This window comes from Roseovarius sp. ZX-A-9 (genome assembly GCF_028369135.1).
Taxonomy (GTDB): Bacteria; Pseudomonadota; Alphaproteobacteria; order Rhodobacterales; family Rhodobacteraceae; genus Roseovarius.
Map to the genome: position 1 here is coordinate 58,869 of NZ_JAPWHW010000021.1, position 17,642 is coordinate 76,510.

General features: G+C 58.8%; 14 protein-coding genes and 5 pseudogenes. 8 read left to right on the forward strand and 11 right to left on the reverse strand.

Annotated features, from left to right (window positions below; genetic code table 11):
* Positions 1 to 90: 90 nt before the first annotated feature.
* Positions 91 to 441 carry a hypothetical protein gene (locus O3306_RS18325; RefSeq protein WP_272010010.1) on the reverse strand — a complete coding sequence of 117 codons (351 nt, stop codon included), beginning with the start codon at positions 439 to 441 and terminating at the stop codon, positions 91 to 93.
* Between the two features lie 58 nt (positions 442 to 499).
* Here O3306_RS18325 and O3306_RS18330 point away from each other — a divergent pair, with 58 nt between their 5' ends.
* Positions 500 to 745, forward strand: coding sequence for a hypothetical protein (locus O3306_RS18330; RefSeq protein ID WP_272010012.1), 246 nt, complete (start codon positions 500 to 502; stop codon positions 743 to 745).
* Entirely contained in the window at positions 742 to 1,365 is a 624-nt protein-coding gene (locus O3306_RS18335) for a choice-of-anchor R domain-containing protein (protein WP_272010014.1), read from the forward strand. The genes O3306_RS18330 and O3306_RS18335 overlap by 4 nt, the downstream gene beginning before the upstream one ends.
* A 223-nt stretch (positions 1,366 to 1,588) precedes the next feature.
* Here O3306_RS18335 and O3306_RS18340 read toward each other — a convergent pair.
* Positions 1,589 to 1,759: pseudogene (locus O3306_RS18340) on the reverse strand (transposase); the annotation flags it as partial.
* Between the two features lie 128 nt (positions 1,760 to 1,887).
* Here O3306_RS18340 and O3306_RS18345 point away from each other — a divergent pair.
* The 3 genes and pseudogenes from O3306_RS18345 to O3306_RS18355 all read left to right on the forward strand — a co-directional run.
* Positions 1,888 to 2,004 (forward strand): annotated as a pseudogene (locus O3306_RS18345) (IS3 family transposase); the annotation flags it as partial.
* Positions 2,005 to 2,143: 139 nt separating this feature from the next.
* Positions 2,144 to 3,394 carry a metallophosphoesterase family protein gene (locus O3306_RS18350; RefSeq protein WP_272010016.1) on the forward strand — a complete coding sequence of 417 codons (1,251 nt, stop codon included), beginning with the start codon at positions 2,144 to 2,146 and terminating at the stop codon, positions 3,392 to 3,394.
* Positions 3,391 to 6,843 carry an ATP-binding protein gene (locus O3306_RS18355; RefSeq protein WP_272010018.1) on the forward strand — a complete coding sequence of 1,151 codons (3,453 nt, stop codon included), beginning with the start codon at positions 3,391 to 3,393 and terminating at the stop codon, positions 6,841 to 6,843. Before O3306_RS18350 ends, O3306_RS18355 begins: the two co-directional genes overlap by 4 nt.
* A gap of 127 nt (positions 6,844 to 6,970) precedes the next feature.
* Here the strand turns inward: O3306_RS18355 and O3306_RS18360 are convergent, their stop codons facing one another.
* From O3306_RS18360 to O3306_RS18395, 8 genes and pseudogenes are all read right to left on the reverse strand, one after another.
* Complete coding sequence (locus O3306_RS18360; RefSeq protein ID WP_272010020.1) at positions 6,971 to 7,429, reverse strand: hypothetical protein; 459 nt, start codon at positions 7,427 to 7,429, stop codon at positions 6,971 to 6,973.
* A 509-nt stretch (positions 7,430 to 7,938) separates the two neighbouring features.
* A pseudogene (locus tag O3306_RS18365) lies at positions 7,939 to 8,154 on the reverse strand (methylenetetrahydrofolate reductase); the annotation flags it as partial.
* A 173-nt stretch (positions 8,155 to 8,327) separates the two neighbouring features.
* Entirely contained in the window at positions 8,328 to 9,392 is a 1,065-nt protein-coding gene (locus O3306_RS18370; RefSeq protein WP_272010021.1) for a histone deacetylase family protein, read from the reverse strand.
* Positions 9,389 to 11,494 (reverse strand): ABC transporter permease, encoded by a 2,106-nt coding sequence (locus O3306_RS18375; RefSeq protein WP_272010023.1) that lies wholly within the window; start codon positions 11,492 to 11,494, stop codon positions 9,389 to 9,391. The genes O3306_RS18370 and O3306_RS18375 overlap by 4 nt, the downstream gene beginning before the upstream one ends.
* Positions 11,481 to 12,563: a quaternary amine ABC transporter ATP-binding protein gene (locus O3306_RS18380; protein ID WP_272010025.1), complete on the reverse strand. Its 1,083-nt coding sequence runs from the start codon at positions 12,561 to 12,563 to the stop codon at positions 11,481 to 11,483. The genes O3306_RS18375 and O3306_RS18380 overlap by 14 nt, the downstream gene beginning before the upstream one ends.
* Positions 12,564 to 12,623: 60 nt before the next feature.
* Positions 12,624 to 13,562: an ABC transporter substrate-binding protein gene (locus O3306_RS18385; RefSeq protein WP_272010026.1), complete on the reverse strand. Its 939-nt coding sequence runs from the start codon at positions 13,560 to 13,562 to the stop codon at positions 12,624 to 12,626.
* Complete coding sequence (locus O3306_RS18390) at positions 13,547 to 15,343, reverse strand: choline dehydrogenase (RefSeq protein ID WP_272010028.1); 1,797 nt, start codon at positions 15,341 to 15,343, stop codon at positions 13,547 to 13,549. Before O3306_RS18390 ends, O3306_RS18385 begins: the two co-directional genes overlap by 16 nt.
* A gap of 17 nt (positions 15,344 to 15,360) precedes the next feature.
* Positions 15,361 to 15,675 carry a cupin domain-containing protein gene (locus O3306_RS18395; protein WP_272010030.1) on the reverse strand — a complete coding sequence of 105 codons (315 nt, stop codon included), beginning with the start codon at positions 15,673 to 15,675 and terminating at the stop codon, positions 15,361 to 15,363.
* 169 nt (positions 15,676 to 15,844) lie between these two features.
* Here O3306_RS18395 and O3306_RS18400 point away from each other — a divergent pair, with 169 nt between their 5' ends.
* The 3 genes and pseudogenes from O3306_RS18400 to O3306_RS22475 all read left to right on the forward strand — a co-directional run.
* Positions 15,845 to 16,795 carry a LysR family transcriptional regulator gene (locus tag O3306_RS18400; RefSeq protein WP_272010032.1) on the forward strand — a complete coding sequence of 317 codons (951 nt, stop codon included), beginning with the start codon at positions 15,845 to 15,847 and terminating at the stop codon, positions 16,793 to 16,795.
* 101 nt (positions 16,796 to 16,896) lie between these two features.
* Complete coding sequence (locus tag O3306_RS18405) at positions 16,897 to 17,055, forward strand: hypothetical protein (protein WP_272010034.1); 159 nt, start codon at positions 16,897 to 16,899, stop codon at positions 17,053 to 17,055.
* Positions 17,056 to 17,078: 23 nt separating this feature from the next.
* Positions 17,079 to 17,195 (forward strand): annotated as a pseudogene (locus O3306_RS22475) (IS110 family transposase); the annotation flags it as partial.
* 330 nt (positions 17,196 to 17,525) lie between these two features.
* Here the strand turns inward: O3306_RS22475 and O3306_RS18410 are convergent.
* Positions 17,526 to 17,642, reverse strand: a pseudogene (locus O3306_RS18410) (type II toxin-antitoxin system RelE/ParE family toxin); the annotation flags it as partial.

The following is a 17,642-nucleotide window of genomic DNA, read 5'->3' on the forward strand; positions in this document are numbered from 1 at the left end:
CCCCAAATGGCGAACCACGGGTTTCGTGGGTCCATCCTCGGTACGAATCGATTCTGCCGCTTGACGGGCACAAGGGCGAGGGCTTGTAGATCAGTGCTTCAACTTATTGGCGAGATTATGGCATTTTTTCATCTCACACTGGTCAGTGTTCGGATCTTCTTCGGCCAAGGTAAAAGGCGAGTAAAAGGGCCTTAAGCCCACGGCGAAGGCGACGGCTATCGAGGTGTTAGCGATGCATTTAAGGGCGTGGGAGTCACAGGAATTGCCAAACGGCGGAATATTGGCAGGGCAAGTGTCTATCGCATTCTCGGGGAGACAAAGGCCGTCTGAGTACATGCAATTGTTCATTTCTGAATGCACATGGGTGCGATGGGAGATCCGCACCTTGACCGTGCCCGACGCGCCCCCGAGCGCCAGCCGGACACCGCTTTGCCCGTTCATTCTTTTGGCGCACCACCGCCCCCCCCGGCGCAACTTTGCAAAGGGTGAATTTTGCTCCGTGAACCACGTCGATGGGCGACTTTTTGAGCAGCCCGGAAAGCGCGCAAGGCCAGTCAGAAAAAGTTTGATGGTACTCGCCCAATCTTGCTACTGTTGCAGTGCGACTGCGTCAGGTGATTTTGATACCGATCAACAGGCCCCTCTTGGGGAATTAACGTTGAGGAATATTTTTGGTGGTGTCATGAATGACGAGAGCGGACGCTTAACCAGCCAAGAAATTATGAAAGAATTGCACATAGAATGATACCCTTTCCAACCAACCTATTACGTGCCGCAGCTGTCGCTGTCGCGCTGACAACCGCCAGTACCGCTGGTGCGGCTACATTGCTGTCGAACCTCGGAGGAGCTGGCACAGCCGGGACAGCATTTGGCGGCATCAGCACGACGGTCACCAAGGACGCCGGATGGACCATGGGAAGCGACAGCTTTGCCCTGAGCGCGGTGATCCTCGATCTTGAAACGGACGCGGGCATGGCGCCGCTGGTGTCGATCTGGAGCGGAGCCGGAGCACCGACCAGTTCGTTGATGACACTGGTCAATCCGACCTTCGGCGGTGACGGCCTGTATTCCTTCACGCCTTCGTCGGCACTGACGCTGAACGCTGCGACCAGCTATTGGCTGCGGGTTGCCGTCGATGGCAGTTCGAGCCAATGGCTTTGGAGCGGCCGGTTTGGAACGCCCGCCGGTGCAAGCATCAGCTCTTTCGATGGGTATCTGTTCAACGGCAGTCCAAGTTCCTTTCTCAATGGCTTTGCAGTAGAAGGCGATCCGATCACGCCGGTTCCCCTGCCTGCGTCGCTATTGCTGCTGGGGAGCGGCCTGGCCGTCCTGCGGCTGCGTGGCAGGCGCAAGGACCGGGCTTAACCTCGCGGCGTTTGGTTGACGGAGCAAGGGCAAGCGGCTCGCGCCATCAATCCTTTTGCGCCCGAACCATGACGCGTTTCATCACGACCAAGGCAAGACAGCCCTCTCTAGAATTTTTTCAGAGGGGGCTGTTGCAGTGATTGTTTCGGCTACAGACGTGCGTTGTTCTGCACGGGTGATTATACGGGCACTTCTTCAACCCGGAATTCTCATCCTCCAACTAAAGCGGCCGCTTCATATCTGTTGGTAGAAGGCCCGCATATTTCTTCTTCCAATTGAAGTCGGTCGCCGATCTGATCCCAGCCTTGCGGCGGATCTCGGCGACCGACGTCCCTTCCGCACCTTGCTCGATGATGAACGCCTTTTGCCCGCCCGCGAATTTCGATGCCTTCATGCGTCTCGGCTCCTCTCCCAGCCAAGGAAAATCTAGCGGAAAACTCTAGCCCAAAACGAGTGGAGCAGCCCCCTGAAATTGGTCCGCCACGAGGGATAGTTTTGTCCCGCAATTTGTAGGATCAGAGAATGGCTGAAAAACGGCACAAGCCCCAAGAGATCGTATCAAAGCTTCGTCAGGTTGAAGTTCTGCAGGGACAAGGGATGACGGTCGCGGACGCGGCACGCCAGATCGGCGTTAGTGAGCATGGCAGCTGGTAGCGGACCAACAAGGACGGGAGCGTGATTAATTCAATCCCAACTGATACACACGCAAAACAGGCGCGAGCGGTCCTATGACGAAGACACGATAGATATAGCCAAGACATTACCGCAGGTATTTCCAGTGATCAAAATTCTCCACACCGCCGATATCCACCTCGATTCACCCTTGCGCTCTCTGGCCCTGCGCGATGCGGAGCTGCGGGAAACGGTGATGGCGGCGTCGCGCAAGGCCTTCAGCCGCCTTGTAGATGTCGCCCTGTCCGAACAGGTGAGTGCGCTGCTGATTGCGGGGGATCTCTTTGATGGCAAGGAGCGAAGCGCGCGGACCGGTGCCTATCTGACCAGCGAATTGGATCGTCTCCGTGCGGCGGGGATCAAGGTGTTTTACATCAAGGGCAACCACGATGCCGAAAACCCGATCACCGGATCGCTCGACCTGCCCGACAACGTGCATGTCTTCGATGCCCGCGGCGGCAAGGTTCAACTGACGGACGAGGTCTGGGTCCACGGTGTCAGCTTTGCCCAGAAACACGCCCCTGACAGCCTGCTGCCACGGTTCCAGCCCCCCGTGGCGGGGGCGGTGAATATTGCCATGTTGCACAGTTCTCTGGCAGGTGCTGAGGGCCATGACGTTTACGCCCCCTGTCGCGTGGCTGATCTGACCGCAATGGGCTTCGACTACTGGGCGCTCGGGCATATCCACAAACGTCAGGTGCATAGTGAAGCCCCCTGGGTCGTCATGCCCGGTATTCCGCAGGGACGTGACATTGGCGAGGCGGGGCCGAAATCCGCAAGTCTTTTGACCATCGAAAGCGGCAAGATCACGGTGACGGAAGTGCCAACCTCCGTGGTCGAATTCCTGCACAGCACGCTGGACATCACAGGCGCAGAGGATGACGACGCGCTGCGCCGGATGCTGCGGGAGCATCTGTCCGAACTACGCCTGCGCATATCTACCCCAACCGGCGTGGTGCGTCTGGCGCTGAAGGGGCATTCCAAACGCTACTGGCAAATCCTGCGCGATCGCGATGTCTGGACCGAACATCTCTGCGACATGATGCGTACGGCGGGGGATCTCTGGCTCGACAAGCTGGTCCTCGACATTGCGCCCCATGAGAGCGACGCCAACAGCGCCACCGACACCACAGGCGCAGTGGGCGAGCTTTCCGCCACGATGCAGGCCATCAGCGCAGAACCCGGCTTTGCCTCCATCGCCCAAGAGGAGGTCACCGCCGTCTTGCAAGACCTGCCCCCCGCCCTGCGCGCACGGCTCATGCCGGATGAAGCCGCGCGGGATGCCCTGACGCAAGATCTGGCCCAAGGCGGCGTCAACCGTGTTCTGGCGTTGATGAAAGGAGCGGAAAACTCATGAGACTCCAGCGCCTCGACCTTGACCGTTTCGGACATTTCACCGACCGCAGTTTCGACTTCGGCACGGGCGGGGATCGCCCTGATTTCCACATCATCTACGGGCCGAACGAGGCCGGAAAAACCACCACGATGGAGGCCGCGCTCCGGCTGTTCTACGGCTTCCCGATGCGCGAGAGCTATGCGTTCAAACATCCGCGCAACAACCTTCAGGTCTCGGCCACGCTGGAGATTGACGGAACAGTGCGGCGCTTCACCCGCTTGCCAAAGCGCAGCGGCTCGTTGATCGACGAGTCCGGTACAGCCTTGCCGGAGGCAGCACTTTCAGCCCATCTGGCGGGACTTTCCGAAGAGGACTATCGTCAACTGCTATGCCTTGACGACGTGACCATAGAGCGCGGCGGCGAAGAGATCGCCAATGCGCAAGGCGACATTGGCCGGTTACTGTTTTCGGCCGCGGCCGGCGTGGCCGATCTCAGCGGGGTTCTTGATGGCGTGCGCGAGCAGGCCGACACGCTCTGGAAGAAACGGGGACGGACCACGCGCATTGCCGAATTGAAGCGCGAACTGGCCGAGATCGAAAGCGAGATACGGGACAGAGATGTCACCGCAAGCGCGTGGAAGGGTTTGAAGCACGCGCTATCTCAGGCGCAACACTCCGAGGAAGAGGCGCGCGCCATCCGTGACGCGCTCTTTGCCACCAAGGCACGAATCGAGGGCCAACGGCGGGCGCTTCCACTCATGGCCGAGATCAACACGCTCGAAGCCCGTATCGAAGCCCATCCGGACGTGCCAGAACAGCTTGATTTCGACCCCGAACGGCTGATTGCGTTGCGCACCGATCATGGCACGGCCACCGCCAATATCGAACGCCTGAGTAAAGAGATCGCCGCGCTTGAAAAGCAAGTTGCCGAGATCACGGTTGATCCCAAACACCTCGAACTGGCCGAACATCTCGACGCGCTCCATGATCTCAGCATCCGCGACAGGGGCGCACAGCTGGACCTCACCCGCCGGAAAGACGAACTCCACGCCGCAGAAGCGGCGATGATCCGTGCTGCGCAGGACTTGGGCGCGAAACATGGCGTGGACCCGCAGAGTCTCGCCCTGTCACAGGCCGAAATCGCGCAACTGGAACAAGCGCGCGACGCCCTCCACGATGCCCGCAATTCGGTCATCAATGAGGCACGCGAACTGGCCGATCTCGCGGAGAAACGCGACGCGGCGAAAGAGGCGGTGGCCACCACCGAGACGGCGTCCAAGACCGCTGACGCCCCGATTGATGCGCCGCGCGTCACCGACATCCTCGCCCGTTTCGACGTAGATCGCCTAGCGCCCGCTCATGCCACCGCCTTGCAAGCCATTCGCGCGGCAGAGGCCAAAGCGCGGAAATCCCTCTCTGCGCTGCGGATGAGCGCGGTCACATTCGGGACCCTGCCACCCTGCCCCGGCACGCACGCACAGGCGCAGCTTTGGGCCGACCGCCACGTCGAACTCACCCGCGCCGTGCAGGACGCCCGCGAGAAACGCGCCGAACATCGCGAAACGCTGGCGGCCTTGACCGCCCGTGCCGAGGCCCTGACCGCAGGCGGAGCCCTCGCCTCCGACAGCGAGGAAGAGACCCTCTTTGCCGCACGCGAAGCGCGTTGGGCGGAGCATCTGAGCACATTGGATGCGGACAGCGCGCGCACCTTCCGCGAGGCCCTGCTCCAACATGACACCGCGATGAAAACCCGCGTGGCCCATGCCAGCGAGCTTGGCCAACTGCGCCAGATCGAACAGGACAAGGCGGAAGCACAGACCCGTGTCGAACATGCCGAAACACGTTTGAAAGAGGCAGAGGCCGACTGCACAGCGCTTGAGGCGACCGTGGCCTCAGCGGCAGAGCAAGTGGAACTGCCCACACCGCTGACGCCCGCTGAATGGCTGGATTGGGTAGACCGCCATGCCACCGCCGAGGAGGACGCAGAGGCCGTCTCCGCCACACAAGAAGCGCACCGCAACACGCTAGAGCGCACCGAGCGCCTCTGCGCCGCCTTGGCCCCCTTGCTGCCCTTTGACCCCATCGATCTGGACGAGGCAATGCTGGCCGCACGGCAAATCGCAGAGGCCGAGCGGCATCAGGCCGAAACCATCGCCAAGGCCGGAGACCACCTCGCACAAGTGCAGCGCGATCTCGACAAGCGCGAAGCGAAGCACCAAGTCGCACAAGCAGCCGAAGCCGAGGCACTGAAAAACTGGCACGCGTTGATTGAGGCGTTCCTGGGCGATCGGGTCTGCCCCGACACTGTGATGGCCTCGCTTGCCCCACTGCGGGACTTGCGCGAACAGGAAAAGGCTCGTGCTACGGCTCAGCAGCGGGTGGAGGCCATGGAGGCCGACCAGGCCCGCTTTGCGCAAGAGGTCACACATCTGGCCCAGACGCACGGGCTGGAGTTCCGCGACAGCGCCGCAGAGACCTACGCCGCGCTGAAAGACCTCTGCGAACAGGCCCGCACAGCCCATGAGAAGGCCGAAGACCTCTCTGACGTCATCACACGCGCACAGGCACAACTGTCGGCCAACACCGACCGGCTGCGCGATATCGACCAAGAGGTCGCCACCATCGCCGCCGCCTTTCCTGATCCCGACGCCCTGACCGATATCGACGCGCTGCGCCTGCAAACGCAACAGGCCGCTCAGGTCATCAGTGAGCGCGCGGAACTGGCGCGACTGCGCCAGGCGGTCATGACCGAGTTGGATGTGGAGGACATGGACGCCGCCCGCACGCGTCTCGCCAACCTGTCTCTCGCAGAACTGGACGCCGAAACGCAGAGCAACCAAGCCGATCTGGCCCGCGCCGAAGACGCGCTGACACGAGCCATCGAGCGCCGCAGCACTGCCGCAGAGGCGCTCAAACAGATCACAGGGGACGCCGACATCGCCACGCTGGAGGAAAAGAAAGCCACGCTGGAACTGGAACTCGAAGAGGCCGCCCGCACCCATCTCGAACTCTCTTTGGGACATTACCTAGCCTCGGACGCCATCCGCCGCTATCGCGACAGCCACCGCAGCGGCATGATGGCTGCAACGGAACGTTGCTTCTCTGATTTGACCCACGGTACCTATCCGACGCTCAGCACCCAGCCCGACCGCGACGCCGAAGTGCTCATGGCTGTGGATACCAATGGCACCAGCAAACGCGCCAGCGAGATGTCTAAGGGCACGAGGTTTCAGCTTTATCTGGCCCTGCGCGCCGCCGCCCATGAACAGCTCGTGGCCCAAGGCACCTGCCTGCCTTTCTTTTGCGACGATATTTTCGAAACCTTCGACGAAGACCGCACCAGCGCCGCCTGCCGCGTCATGGAAACCATCGGACGCCGTGGGCAAGCCATCTACCTGACCCACCACCGCCACGTCGTCGACATCGCAAAAAAGGTCTGCGACACGCCGCCAGTGGTTCACGAAATATAGGCCGCAACAACACACTATCGCTTAAATATTTTAATGCGAATTCGCCCCCACTGGGCGATCATGCGACGCCAGTGCGGCCAAAGCAAAGTTTGCCCTCTGCTTTGGCAGGAACAAGTCTCGGCATAGCTCAAGCCGCGGTGCGCGCTTGCCTGTCTTGCAACGTCAACATCACATATCCCATCAGCGCTGCCATGCCGACATGCCCGATTAAGGAAGACTGCGTATAACCGCCAAAACCCATCATGAACGTGCGCCCGACGATCGGGGCCAAGATGCCCTGGGCCACGAACCAGAGAACAAACCCGGCAATCACACCTGACAGGATAAGATTGATCCGAGACACCAGATGCGTAAGCCATACGAACGCTGCAAACCCGACAGCACCGATCATGAAGTGAACGAGGAAACCGGTCCAATACGGCACCGTGATCCCAGAGGTCAACTTGATGAGGGCAACAACTAGGTTAGCCGGAGCAAGAACAACGCCGAACAACAGGGGCGAGATCAGCCATGCGTAAATCTCGAATGAAATTTCACCGAACAACCCGGCCAAAAGCAGGATTTTGAGGCTCTGTGGTGTCATCATTGCGTTGTGTTCTTTCTGCGTTTTGCGGAGACCGCGAGGCGAATGAAAGTGTGATCAAGTGAGAATGGCGACGTTCAGCGCAAGCCTCTTGGCCCGCGCATCACTTGATCAGTGAATGGCAACAGGGGCCGAAAGGCGTCATGCACGGAAAGGCGCCGAACAAGGCGTATCTAGTTAATATCGAGTAATTGCTCAAAACACTTACCCTAACGGTCATTCAAGATTCGGTGTTCCCATGTCACGCAAGGCCTATCGCACCGTGAAAACCAACCATCGCCCGCTCGAACACGCCCAATGCGCCTTCAAGAAAAGCCCGCTTCCATTGATGGAGCATCGTCACCTCTCAGTGTTTGCATGCAAGCACTTGCCGGGAATAGATGCACGCTGAATCGACTGGCCAGTTCGCTTACCGTCTTCTCATCCTTCAACGCTTCCAACGCGATCTCGGCCTTGAACTTTGGGTGATGTTGCTTCCGTTTCGACCTCTCTGATCTCCTTCAGAGGGGAGCTCAGGCGGCATTGGGAACAATAAGATGCTTGTCTGCAAACTCGACTGTTTTGACAATGCCGCCCAAGGGGAAGAAATGAACTTTCTCAAGATTGCTATTGGGCTGTTGTTCCCGGTGCCTTGCCAAAGCAGTGAGGATCTCCGTCGGTTCATAGGGCAGAAGCAGGTTGCCCACGTCCTTGGCCCGCTTCTGAAGAACCTTCAACGACGGCCCAACAAAGATGCTGCAGCCGCGATCAAGGTCTGGTCTGGTTTGCTTACAACATAAGCAAATTGACGATAGCGCTCAGGGCCAAGCAGCTCCAATGCATCTGGATGAGTCCTAAGGCTGGCCGGGGCGCTCAGACGAGACGAAGAGCACCCATCCGAGGAGGTTAATGGACCTTTCCGTCATTTGCGATCTGTCCCTGCAGAATATTCTGCGGCACCTTCACTGTATCCCGTGATGATGTTGGTCACGTTTTTTCCCAATGCATCCATCGCATAACCACCTTCCATCACGAAGTGGGTGGGCAAGCCTATGGAAGCAAGTCGTTTTCCGACATCGACGTAATCGGGGCTCTGGAGGCTGAACCCTCCAACCGGATCGCCTTCGAATGTATCGACGCCCAGCGAAACAACGAGAACATCAGGCGCGTATGCCACGATCCGATCAAGTGCTATCTGAAGCGCCTTGCCCCATTCCGCGTAATCCGTGCCTCTCGGCATGGGCAGGTTAAGGTTGTATCCTTTGCCTTCGCCCGCGCCCACTTCCGTTTCATAACCCATAAGGAAAGGATATTCGTCCTGCGGTCGGCAATGAAGCGAAGCGAAGAACACATCGGCGCGGTCATAAAAAATGCGCTGTGTGCCGTTGCCGTGGTGATAATCGATATCAAGCAAGGCCACACGACTTGAGCCCGCGTTCAGGTGCGCCTGCGCCGCGATGGCGGCGTTGTTGAGATAGCAATACCCCCCGGCCAGATCCTGCGAGGCATGGTGCCCGGCCGGGCGGCAGACCGAAAAGACCGCACTTTCTCCGGCTTGCATCAGGTCGACCCCGGTCAAAGCGATGTCCTTGGCCGCGTTGATCGCCTTCCATGTGCCTTCAACGAATGGCGCGCAGACATCGAACGTGTAGCAACTGAGCATCGAATGGACAGACGCGTTCGGAACCTGATCCATACCTCGCATTCCGAAGGTATAGGCTGTCGCGAAATGGCCGGGCCCGAATTCCGCTTCCCAAAGCGGATAGCAGCGCTCCAGGAAGTTGACGAAAGCTGGATCGTGGATCTGATGCACCACATCGAGCCCGTGCGGGTTAGGCGCTACGATATCGGTGAACCCGGCCTCTGCCAGAGCGCCCATGATCGCATCCATACGTTCAGGGCATTCCGACATGGGGATCATCTCGTCATAGCGCATTTCCATCGCCCCGGCATGGCCGCGGTGATCTTCCGAATAGATGAGTTTCATGAAGCACCTTTCTGAAGTCGTGTCTCGTGATTGCGTTGCCAAGCGCGGCAGAACCTGTCGGCCGTGATGGCGATGATCGCCATGCCGATACCGGCAATAAATCCTTGTCCGAAATTGCCAGCGCTCAGGCCGACATAGACCTCCTGCCCGAGATCGCTCGTGCCGACGAGCGCGGCTATCACAAGCATTGCAATGCCGTACATGATCGTCTGGTTCAGCCCCAGCATGATGTTGGGCAGCGCCAGCGGCAACTTGACCTGAAGCAGAAGCTGCATCGGTGTCGCGCCAATGCAGGTTGCGGCTTCAACAGCTTCCTTTGAGACATGCCGCAACCCGTGCTCGGCATAACGGAAGGCGGGCACGTACGCATAGGAGATGATCGCCAGCAGCGCTGTAAAATCTCCGATCTTGAACAGCATCACGGTAGGAATCAGCAGCACGAATGGCGGCATCGTCTGCAAAGTGTCGTTGATCGGGCGCATGACATGCGAAAACCAGTCGTTCTGCGCGGCAATGATCCCCAAGGTGCTGCCCATCAGAAAGGAAGCGAGCACGGCCAGCGTCGCCAAGTGGATAGACAGCATGGCCTTGTCCCACGAGCCCGTTACCAGAAGAAAGGTCAGCGCCAGTGCCGTGCCGGTCGCCAATCCGCCCCCCCCCATGCGCCAGCCGAAATAGACCAGTATTGCGACACTTGCCGGCCAGGGCATATCGGTGATGCCCACATAAAACACCAGACCGCCAAGCACCGTGGCGACCGCCAACGCTGTACGCCCGGCACGCAGGGCCGCCGCGGCTCCGGCCAGAACACTGACCACAAAAACCGCCGTGTGCCAGGGCTGTAGTGCAAACCCCCAGGTAAAGGGGCTGACCGCCTTGTCCAAGCCGATTTTCAACGGTAGCATGACAAAGAAAATCACGCTGTTCCTGATGGCTTCAAGCCCTGGTTTGAATGTCAGGATGAACCACTGAATTGCCTGATCGAGCGGTTGCGCGAAGTCGATCTTCCAATTTTCGGGCCAGCCGCCCAGGATGGGCAGAAGGGAGCGCAGAACAATCAGGCAAATGACCGCAGCGGCAACGGCCAACCAAAATCCGTAACGCTGAAAAAAACCACGATGCTCCAAGTTGCGGCCCTCTTGCTCGGCCATGCCGAAGGTTACGCGGTCGAGGATCATTGCCATAAGCGCAATGACGATTCCCGCGACAAGGCTTGATCCGAATTCCGCTTTGCGCATGGTCGAAAGAACTTCCCAGCCGATATCGGCGGTGCCTCCGATCATCGAAGCGATGATAACCATCGACAAAGATGCCATGGTTGTCTGGTTCACGCCGATCAGAATTTGGCGCCGACCGGCAGGAAAGCGCACCATCCAGAAGAGCTGCGCCCGGGTAGCACCCGACATCTGTCCGGACTCAATGATATCCGAAGGAACTTCGCGCAATCCGAGAATGGTGTTTCGAACCATCGGCGGAAAGGCAAACAACACCGAGGCCACCAAGCCGACGACCGGTCCAAAGCCGAACAACAACAAGATGGGCAACAAATAAGCAAAGGCAGGCACGGTCTGCGCAATATCGAGCACCGGGTTGAGCGCGCGCTCGACCCGCGCCGAAGAATACCCCCACACGCCAAGCGCGAACCCCGCGAGAACCGCAAGTGGAACCGAAATGAATACCAATGCTAACGAGTTCATCGCCTCGGCCCACAGCCCGACCACCAGCACATAGATCAGGCTGAGCACGGTGAACGCCGCGAGCCTCACACCGCGCGCTTTGAAGGCCATCGCCGCCATGATCAAGACGAAGCCGCTCCAGGGTAGCCAATGCAGCGTTTCCCGGACCCATCCCATAGGATAGGTAAAGAGAAGCGTAACTGTCTGGAACACCGCCCTGAAATTGGCGATTATCCAGTCCATGCCGGCATTGAACCATGCCTCCACCGGGAGCTGTAACGATGCGGGGTAGGTTTTGAGCCAGCCAAGACTGGTTTGTGCAAATACGCAAACCAGCGCAAAGATGATCACCCCGGACCATCCCCACCGGAGGCCGCCGCGCAGCACTGCTGTCGGCGGAGCGGCCGCCACGTCAGCTTGCGACATGGGTATCCCCCTGACCAAGCGCGGCCAGCGCCTTGACGAGAGAGGCAGGCGTCACAATTCCCCGGTCGGCGCCGTTATTATCACGGACAGACAGGCCCTCGGGGTGTTCGGCGAGTTTGCCGATCAGGTTTTCGGCCAGCCCGTCAGCGGGCACTTGCGGCATGGCGGATTCATCACCCGTTGCGGGCACCGCGCAGGCGGCAGTCGTCAGGAGCCTGATGCGCGGCACCTCGGAAGTGAAGCGGGCCACATACTCGTCGGCCGGGTTCAGGATAAGGTCAGTCGGGGTGCCGATCTGCACAATCTTGCCGTCACGCATGATCGCCATCCGGTCCGCGATACGCAGCGCCTCCAGGAAGTCGTGGGTGATGAAGACGATGGATTTGCGCAGCACACGCTGGATGCGCAGGAACTCGTCCTGCATCTGGTGGCGGATCAGCGGGTCGAGCGCTGAAAACGGCTCGTCAAGGAACCAGATATCAGGCTCGACGACCAGCGAGCGGGCAATGCCGACACGCTGCTGTTGCCCGCCGGAGAGCTGGCCTGGAAACGCATCTTCGCGTCCCTGAAGGCCGACCAATTCGATCACACGTTCCGCATTCTCGCGCTGTTCCTGTAGCCGCTTTCCCTGCAGTTTCAACGGGAACGCCACATTCTCCATCACCGTCAGATGCGGCAAGAGGCCGAAGTTCTGAAACACCATGCCCATCTTGTGCCGCCGCACCTCGATCAGTTCCTTGGGCGACTTTTCGAGAAGATTTTCCCCGTCGAGGAGAACTTCGCCGTAAGAGGCATCCACCAGCCTAGAAAGGCAGCGCACGACAGTAGATTTGCCCGAACCGGAAAGTCCCATGATCACGAAAATCTCGCCGACATGGACATCGAAGCTCACGTCGATTGCGGCCGGAACGTGATCCTCCTTGCGCATCCGTCCGGCCAGCCCATCGACATCAATCGAATAACCGGATGTGTCAAAATAGTAGTCCGGCTTCGATCCGTAGACTTTCCACAAGTTGCGGCAAGACAGCTTGACGGCGTCGGCTTTCATCGCATTCGGCTCGTCGATCATTCGGAAACTCCCAAGTTGGCGTCGGGACCCCGGCTCGAAAGCCGGGGTCGACGTGATGGGTCATTGAATCCAAGGGGTCCAAGTCGTTTCGTTTTCTGCGATCCACTCGGCGACGACCTCTTCAAGCGAACGGCCGTTCTGATCGACTTCATTTATCATGGCGTTTTGCTCGTCATTGGTCAGTGTGAACTTGCTGACGAATTCGGCGGCCTTCGGCCACGTTGTTTCCAGGTCATTGGACGCGATCTTGTTGACATGCGCTTGCGAGAATCCACAGGCGGAGTCCCGAACCTGTTCCTCTTCGACGCATTCGCCGTCCGCTTCGTTCCACTCGACCCATTTCATGTTGACCTCGGCAAAGACCCAATGCGGTTGCCAGAACATCATGAGGATGGGATCTTGTGACGCCAGCGCACTTTTGAGCTCGGCAACCATGGTGCCCTCCGACCCGCCGGGCACAGGATTGAACGGCAAGCCGATACCTTCAACGACCGACTTTGATCGCGTGCCCCAGTCGGCGGGATAGGTAATCAGCCGGCCATTCGGAAATGTCTCTGCCGTAGCGAATGCCTCGGCGCAGTCGAATAGCGCCTGATAGCTTGGAAGACCGGGGCATTTTTCCTCCATATAGGCCGGATAGATCCAGCCCTCGCGCGGCTCGAGGCCCAGCTCGCCCATGTTGACGATGTCGCCGGAGGCCAGACCGTCGGTGTATATGTCCGTGATGGAGTTGTCCCATACCTCCGGATTGAGGTTGATTTCATTCTGCGCCAGCGCGGTGAACTGTGGCAGGCCGCCGGCCGTCACGAGCTCGACGTTGTAGCCCATCTTTTTCAGAAGCTCGGCCGCGATATTTGCCGAGATGTGCTGCCCGGTCCATTCGTTGATGGCGATTCGGATCGGCCGATCGGTTTCCGGCTGCGACCAAGCAGCGGTGCCACTCAGGCTGGCTGCGCTCAACGCGAGTGCCGCGATCATTCTCTTCAGGTTATGTTGCATTCTTCTCTCCTGTTCATCGGTTCAGCTTCAGCGTTGTTCAACAGAGCCGCGCGCAAGGCGTCGCGGTCCTGCGCGTAGTCGCGCGTGATCCCGGGCGAGCGCTGACAGGTCGCCCAGTTCGGATCGGCCAAAATCGGTGCATCATCTTCCGGTGCGAGGCTTACGCCCCGCACGAGGTCGGCCGCGCGTTCGGCCATCACGAGCGTCGGCGCGTTCAGGTCTCCGGCAGTAGCCTGAGGAAGAACCGAACTGTCGACGACCCGCAAGCCTTCAACGCCCTTTAGTTTCATGGTCAGCGGATCGACCACGGCATCGTCGTCCGTGCCCATCCGGCAGGTGCCACATGGGTGATAAGCGCTCTCGACCTTCTTCTTGAGGAAGAGGTCGATGCAGGCGTCATCCTGGCATGCCGCGCCAGGCGCCAGTTCGTCGCCGCGATAGGGCGCGAAGGCGGGCTGGGCGAAAATTTCGCGCGTCAACCGAATGCAGGCACGCATTTCCAACCAGTCGTCCGGATGCGTCATGTAATTGAACCGCACGCGCGGAAGCTCCTCGGGCTCTGCACTGCGCAGCTTCACCCAACCTCGGCTTTTCGACCGCTTGGTACCGACATGCACCTGGAACCCGTGGCCCGCGGCCATCGATTTGCCGTCGTAAGAGATAGCGAGCGGCAGAAAATGAAACTGAATATCGGGATAGACGATTCCGGCCCGACTACGAATATGGCCGCCGCTCTCAAAATGGTTGGTTGCGCCCAACCCCCTGCGTGTCATCATCCAGCGCGCGCCAATCAGCGCCTTTCCCAAAGGGCCCATGTGTGAATAGAGGGTCACGGGCTGGCTGCACTCCATCTGGAGGTAAATCTCCAGATGGTCCATCAGGTTGGCACCCACCTGGGACCGGTCGGCAACCACCTCGATCCCGTGCCCCTGTAGTTCTTGCGCCGGGCCAATACCGGACCGTTTGAGGATAGCCGGAGACATGATGGACCCGGCGCTGAGGATGACATCTCGCCCGGCCTGCGCTCGCATCGGTTTGCCATTCTGCGAAAACAGGACTCCGCTCACCTTTCCACCGTCAAAGGTAAGACGGTCCACCAAAGCGTGTTTGATCACCCGGACATTTCCGCGCCGCATGGCGGGCCGCAGATAACCCACCGCCGCGCTAGACCGGATGCCTCCGCCGACTGACATTTCCATCGGGCCGAAGCCCTCATGCTGGCGGTCGTTCATGTTGTCGCTGACCGCGTACCCGGCTTGCCTGCCCGCTTCCACAAAGGCACCGTAGAGTGGGTTGGTCTCTTCCCCGCGCCGCACCGAGATCGGACCGCCCGTGCCGCGCAGGGTTCCACCGCCCCGCACATTCTCAAGGCGCTTGAAGTAGGGGAGGACATTGGCCCAGTGCCATCCCTCTGCCCCGAGCGCCGCCCAGAGTTCGTAGTCCATCGGATTGCCGCGTACCCAGCACATCCCATTTATCGAAGACGAACCGCCAAGTCCCTTGCCGCGCGGCAGATTCATCACCCGCCCGTCAAGGCCCGGCTCAGGTTCGGTGGTCATACCCCAGTTGAACCGCCTGGTGTTCATCGGAACCGAAAGCGCGGTTGGCATCTGTACAAAGATCGAACGGTCGCTTCCGCCGGCTTCCAGCACCAGAATGCGTGCCGATGAATCCTCGCCTAGCCGTGCCGCCATAACACAGCCTGCCGATCCGGCACCTATGATTACATAATCATAGCTTCCGGCATCCATCGCTTCATCTATTTTGATCGGCCCTGCCATCGTTCTTCACCCAACGGTCAATCGATCATCACGTAGTATTTCAGCATCGGCTCGGTCTGCTTCCAGAACCCCCGGAAACCTTTTGGCACAAGGAACGCGTCGCCCTTGCGATAGGTTTCGCAGAAGTCATCGTTCTCCAGCGTGACAGAGCCTTCCAGCACGTACATGAACTCATCGCAGGGGTAATTTTCGTAGAAATCGGTGTACGGTTCGGCGCGCCAGACCCCCGCACGGATACCGGGGGTTTCCCGATCGAAATAGATATGGTCATTGCCAACGGCTTCGCCTTCGACAAGTTGTGCGGTTTCCACTGGCACGTTTGGGCTTGCCATCCAGCCTTCCGGGCCGCTGGGAGAAAATTTTACCGGATTTTTCAATTTCGGGACTCCGATCTCGTGACTTGTGAAAGTGGTGTTTCCCTGAAGCTAGAGAAACCCGATTGGAATCCAAAACGACAAATGGTAATTGATGGTAACCTGAAGTTACCATGTGTAGATTCCCATGCTCCCGTTGACAGCCCTTCGAGCCTTTGACCTTGTGGCCCGCCATGGTAGCTTCGCACAGGCGGCACGCGAACTGAATGTTACCCGTCCAGCGGTCAGCAAGCAGATCAGGCAATTGGAGACGTTACTCGATTGCCAACTCGTCATCAGAGGTCGTCCCAATGTCACCCTGACGGAAATAGGGGGCCAACTCGCTTCGGGGCTGTCTCAGGGCTTCGACCTGATCGGCGCATCACTCCAACGTGCTCAAGCAGTACACGAAGGCGCCAATAGTCTCCGATTACTTGTCGACCGCGATTTCGCATCATCGTGGTTGGCCGAGCATATCGGTGGCTTTCTTGTCGAGAATCCCGGTGTCGCAATAGAAGTTGTAGCTGAACGCAATGGCCATCTGCGGAGAGGTGAAAACTTTAGTTTTCGCATATTCTACGGCCCAACGGGCTTTTTCGAATCGGAAGATCTGACCGAAGAAATATTATGTGACTGGATCGACATTCCTCTGTGCACGCCCGAATATGCTATGGAACACCTGTCCGACGGTCTACTCCATAAAACCGCTAGATTCCTTGTCGATCGAAACTACGACCCTCGCAAGGATTGGTTTGCACATAGCGGTGTGATCGATCCTGGGCCCGAAGTTCAGGTTTCGAAATTCAATGATTCCTCGATGTGCCTTTCCTCGGCGTTGTCGGGCTCGGGTATTACCATTGGTGACAGTTTCATGGCTCTCGACGCGCTCCGGACCGGCAGGCTCGTCGCCCCATTCAAACTCGGCCTGCGCAGCATTGAACATTATTCGATTTGCCATGCGGCTCGATACGCTCCTTCGAGGGTTGAGACACGGTTTCATAAATGGCTTCTGCGCGAGATCAATCGGTATCAAGCCAGCGTGGAAAGCATTCTGTTGAAGCAAGGTGTTACGGTTGTCTCACCAAGGCAAAATTGTTGAAATCACAGATAAGGCTCCATGGGGGTGAGCTAATGGGATGAACTGCCTTCCCACCAAACCGCTGCTATTGTGGCGAACATAGGTGGAGAGAGGAGCGTCTGATGGACATCAAGGTTTTGGGAATTGATCTGGGCAAGACCGTTTGCAGTCTTGCCGGGCTGGATGAAGCAGGCGCAGTCGTGTTTCGCAAACGCCTCCAGCGGCATCGCCTGCTGGATTTTCTGGATGGGCTTTCACACGTGACAGGACGTCGCCAATAACGGCCTGGGCTGACGGCCTGAAAGAGCGAGCGCGTGTGAACGTCGCGGCGGTCGCCATGGCCAACAATATGGCGCGTATCGCCTGGGCTGTATTGACGAGGGGGGAGCGGTATCTGCCCCACGCATTGAGCGGCCTGTAGGAGGGCTGAAGCACAACTGAGGGCAAAGGAAACTGCGAGCGAGGAGGAGATGGACCAACGACCGATCGGTGTTCTGTCAGTCTGATGGGGAGCATGGCCCCTCAAGTGCCGATGAGCTAACGAGACAAAGGACGCGCGACTTCCCATCTTGGTCAGGGGCAAATCGAATGCCCCCGAAGAAAGACCGAATAAATAGAAGCAGGGTCAGCGGTGCATCAACAAATCACTTGCAGGGGAAGGCAGTTCATACATACTCCCCAAACGTTGGACCGTGCAAACATTGACGGTTCCACGCTGCGCAAATCTGATGCGCCGTGAAAAGATGGCCGATCACCCGAGCCCAAAATCATCGCGAAACTGGTCGATCTGGTGCATGCGCTCGTGCAGGATGGTCACGATCCCGATGTCACCATTCGAGAGATGACGCCAATAGACGAAATGGCGTTC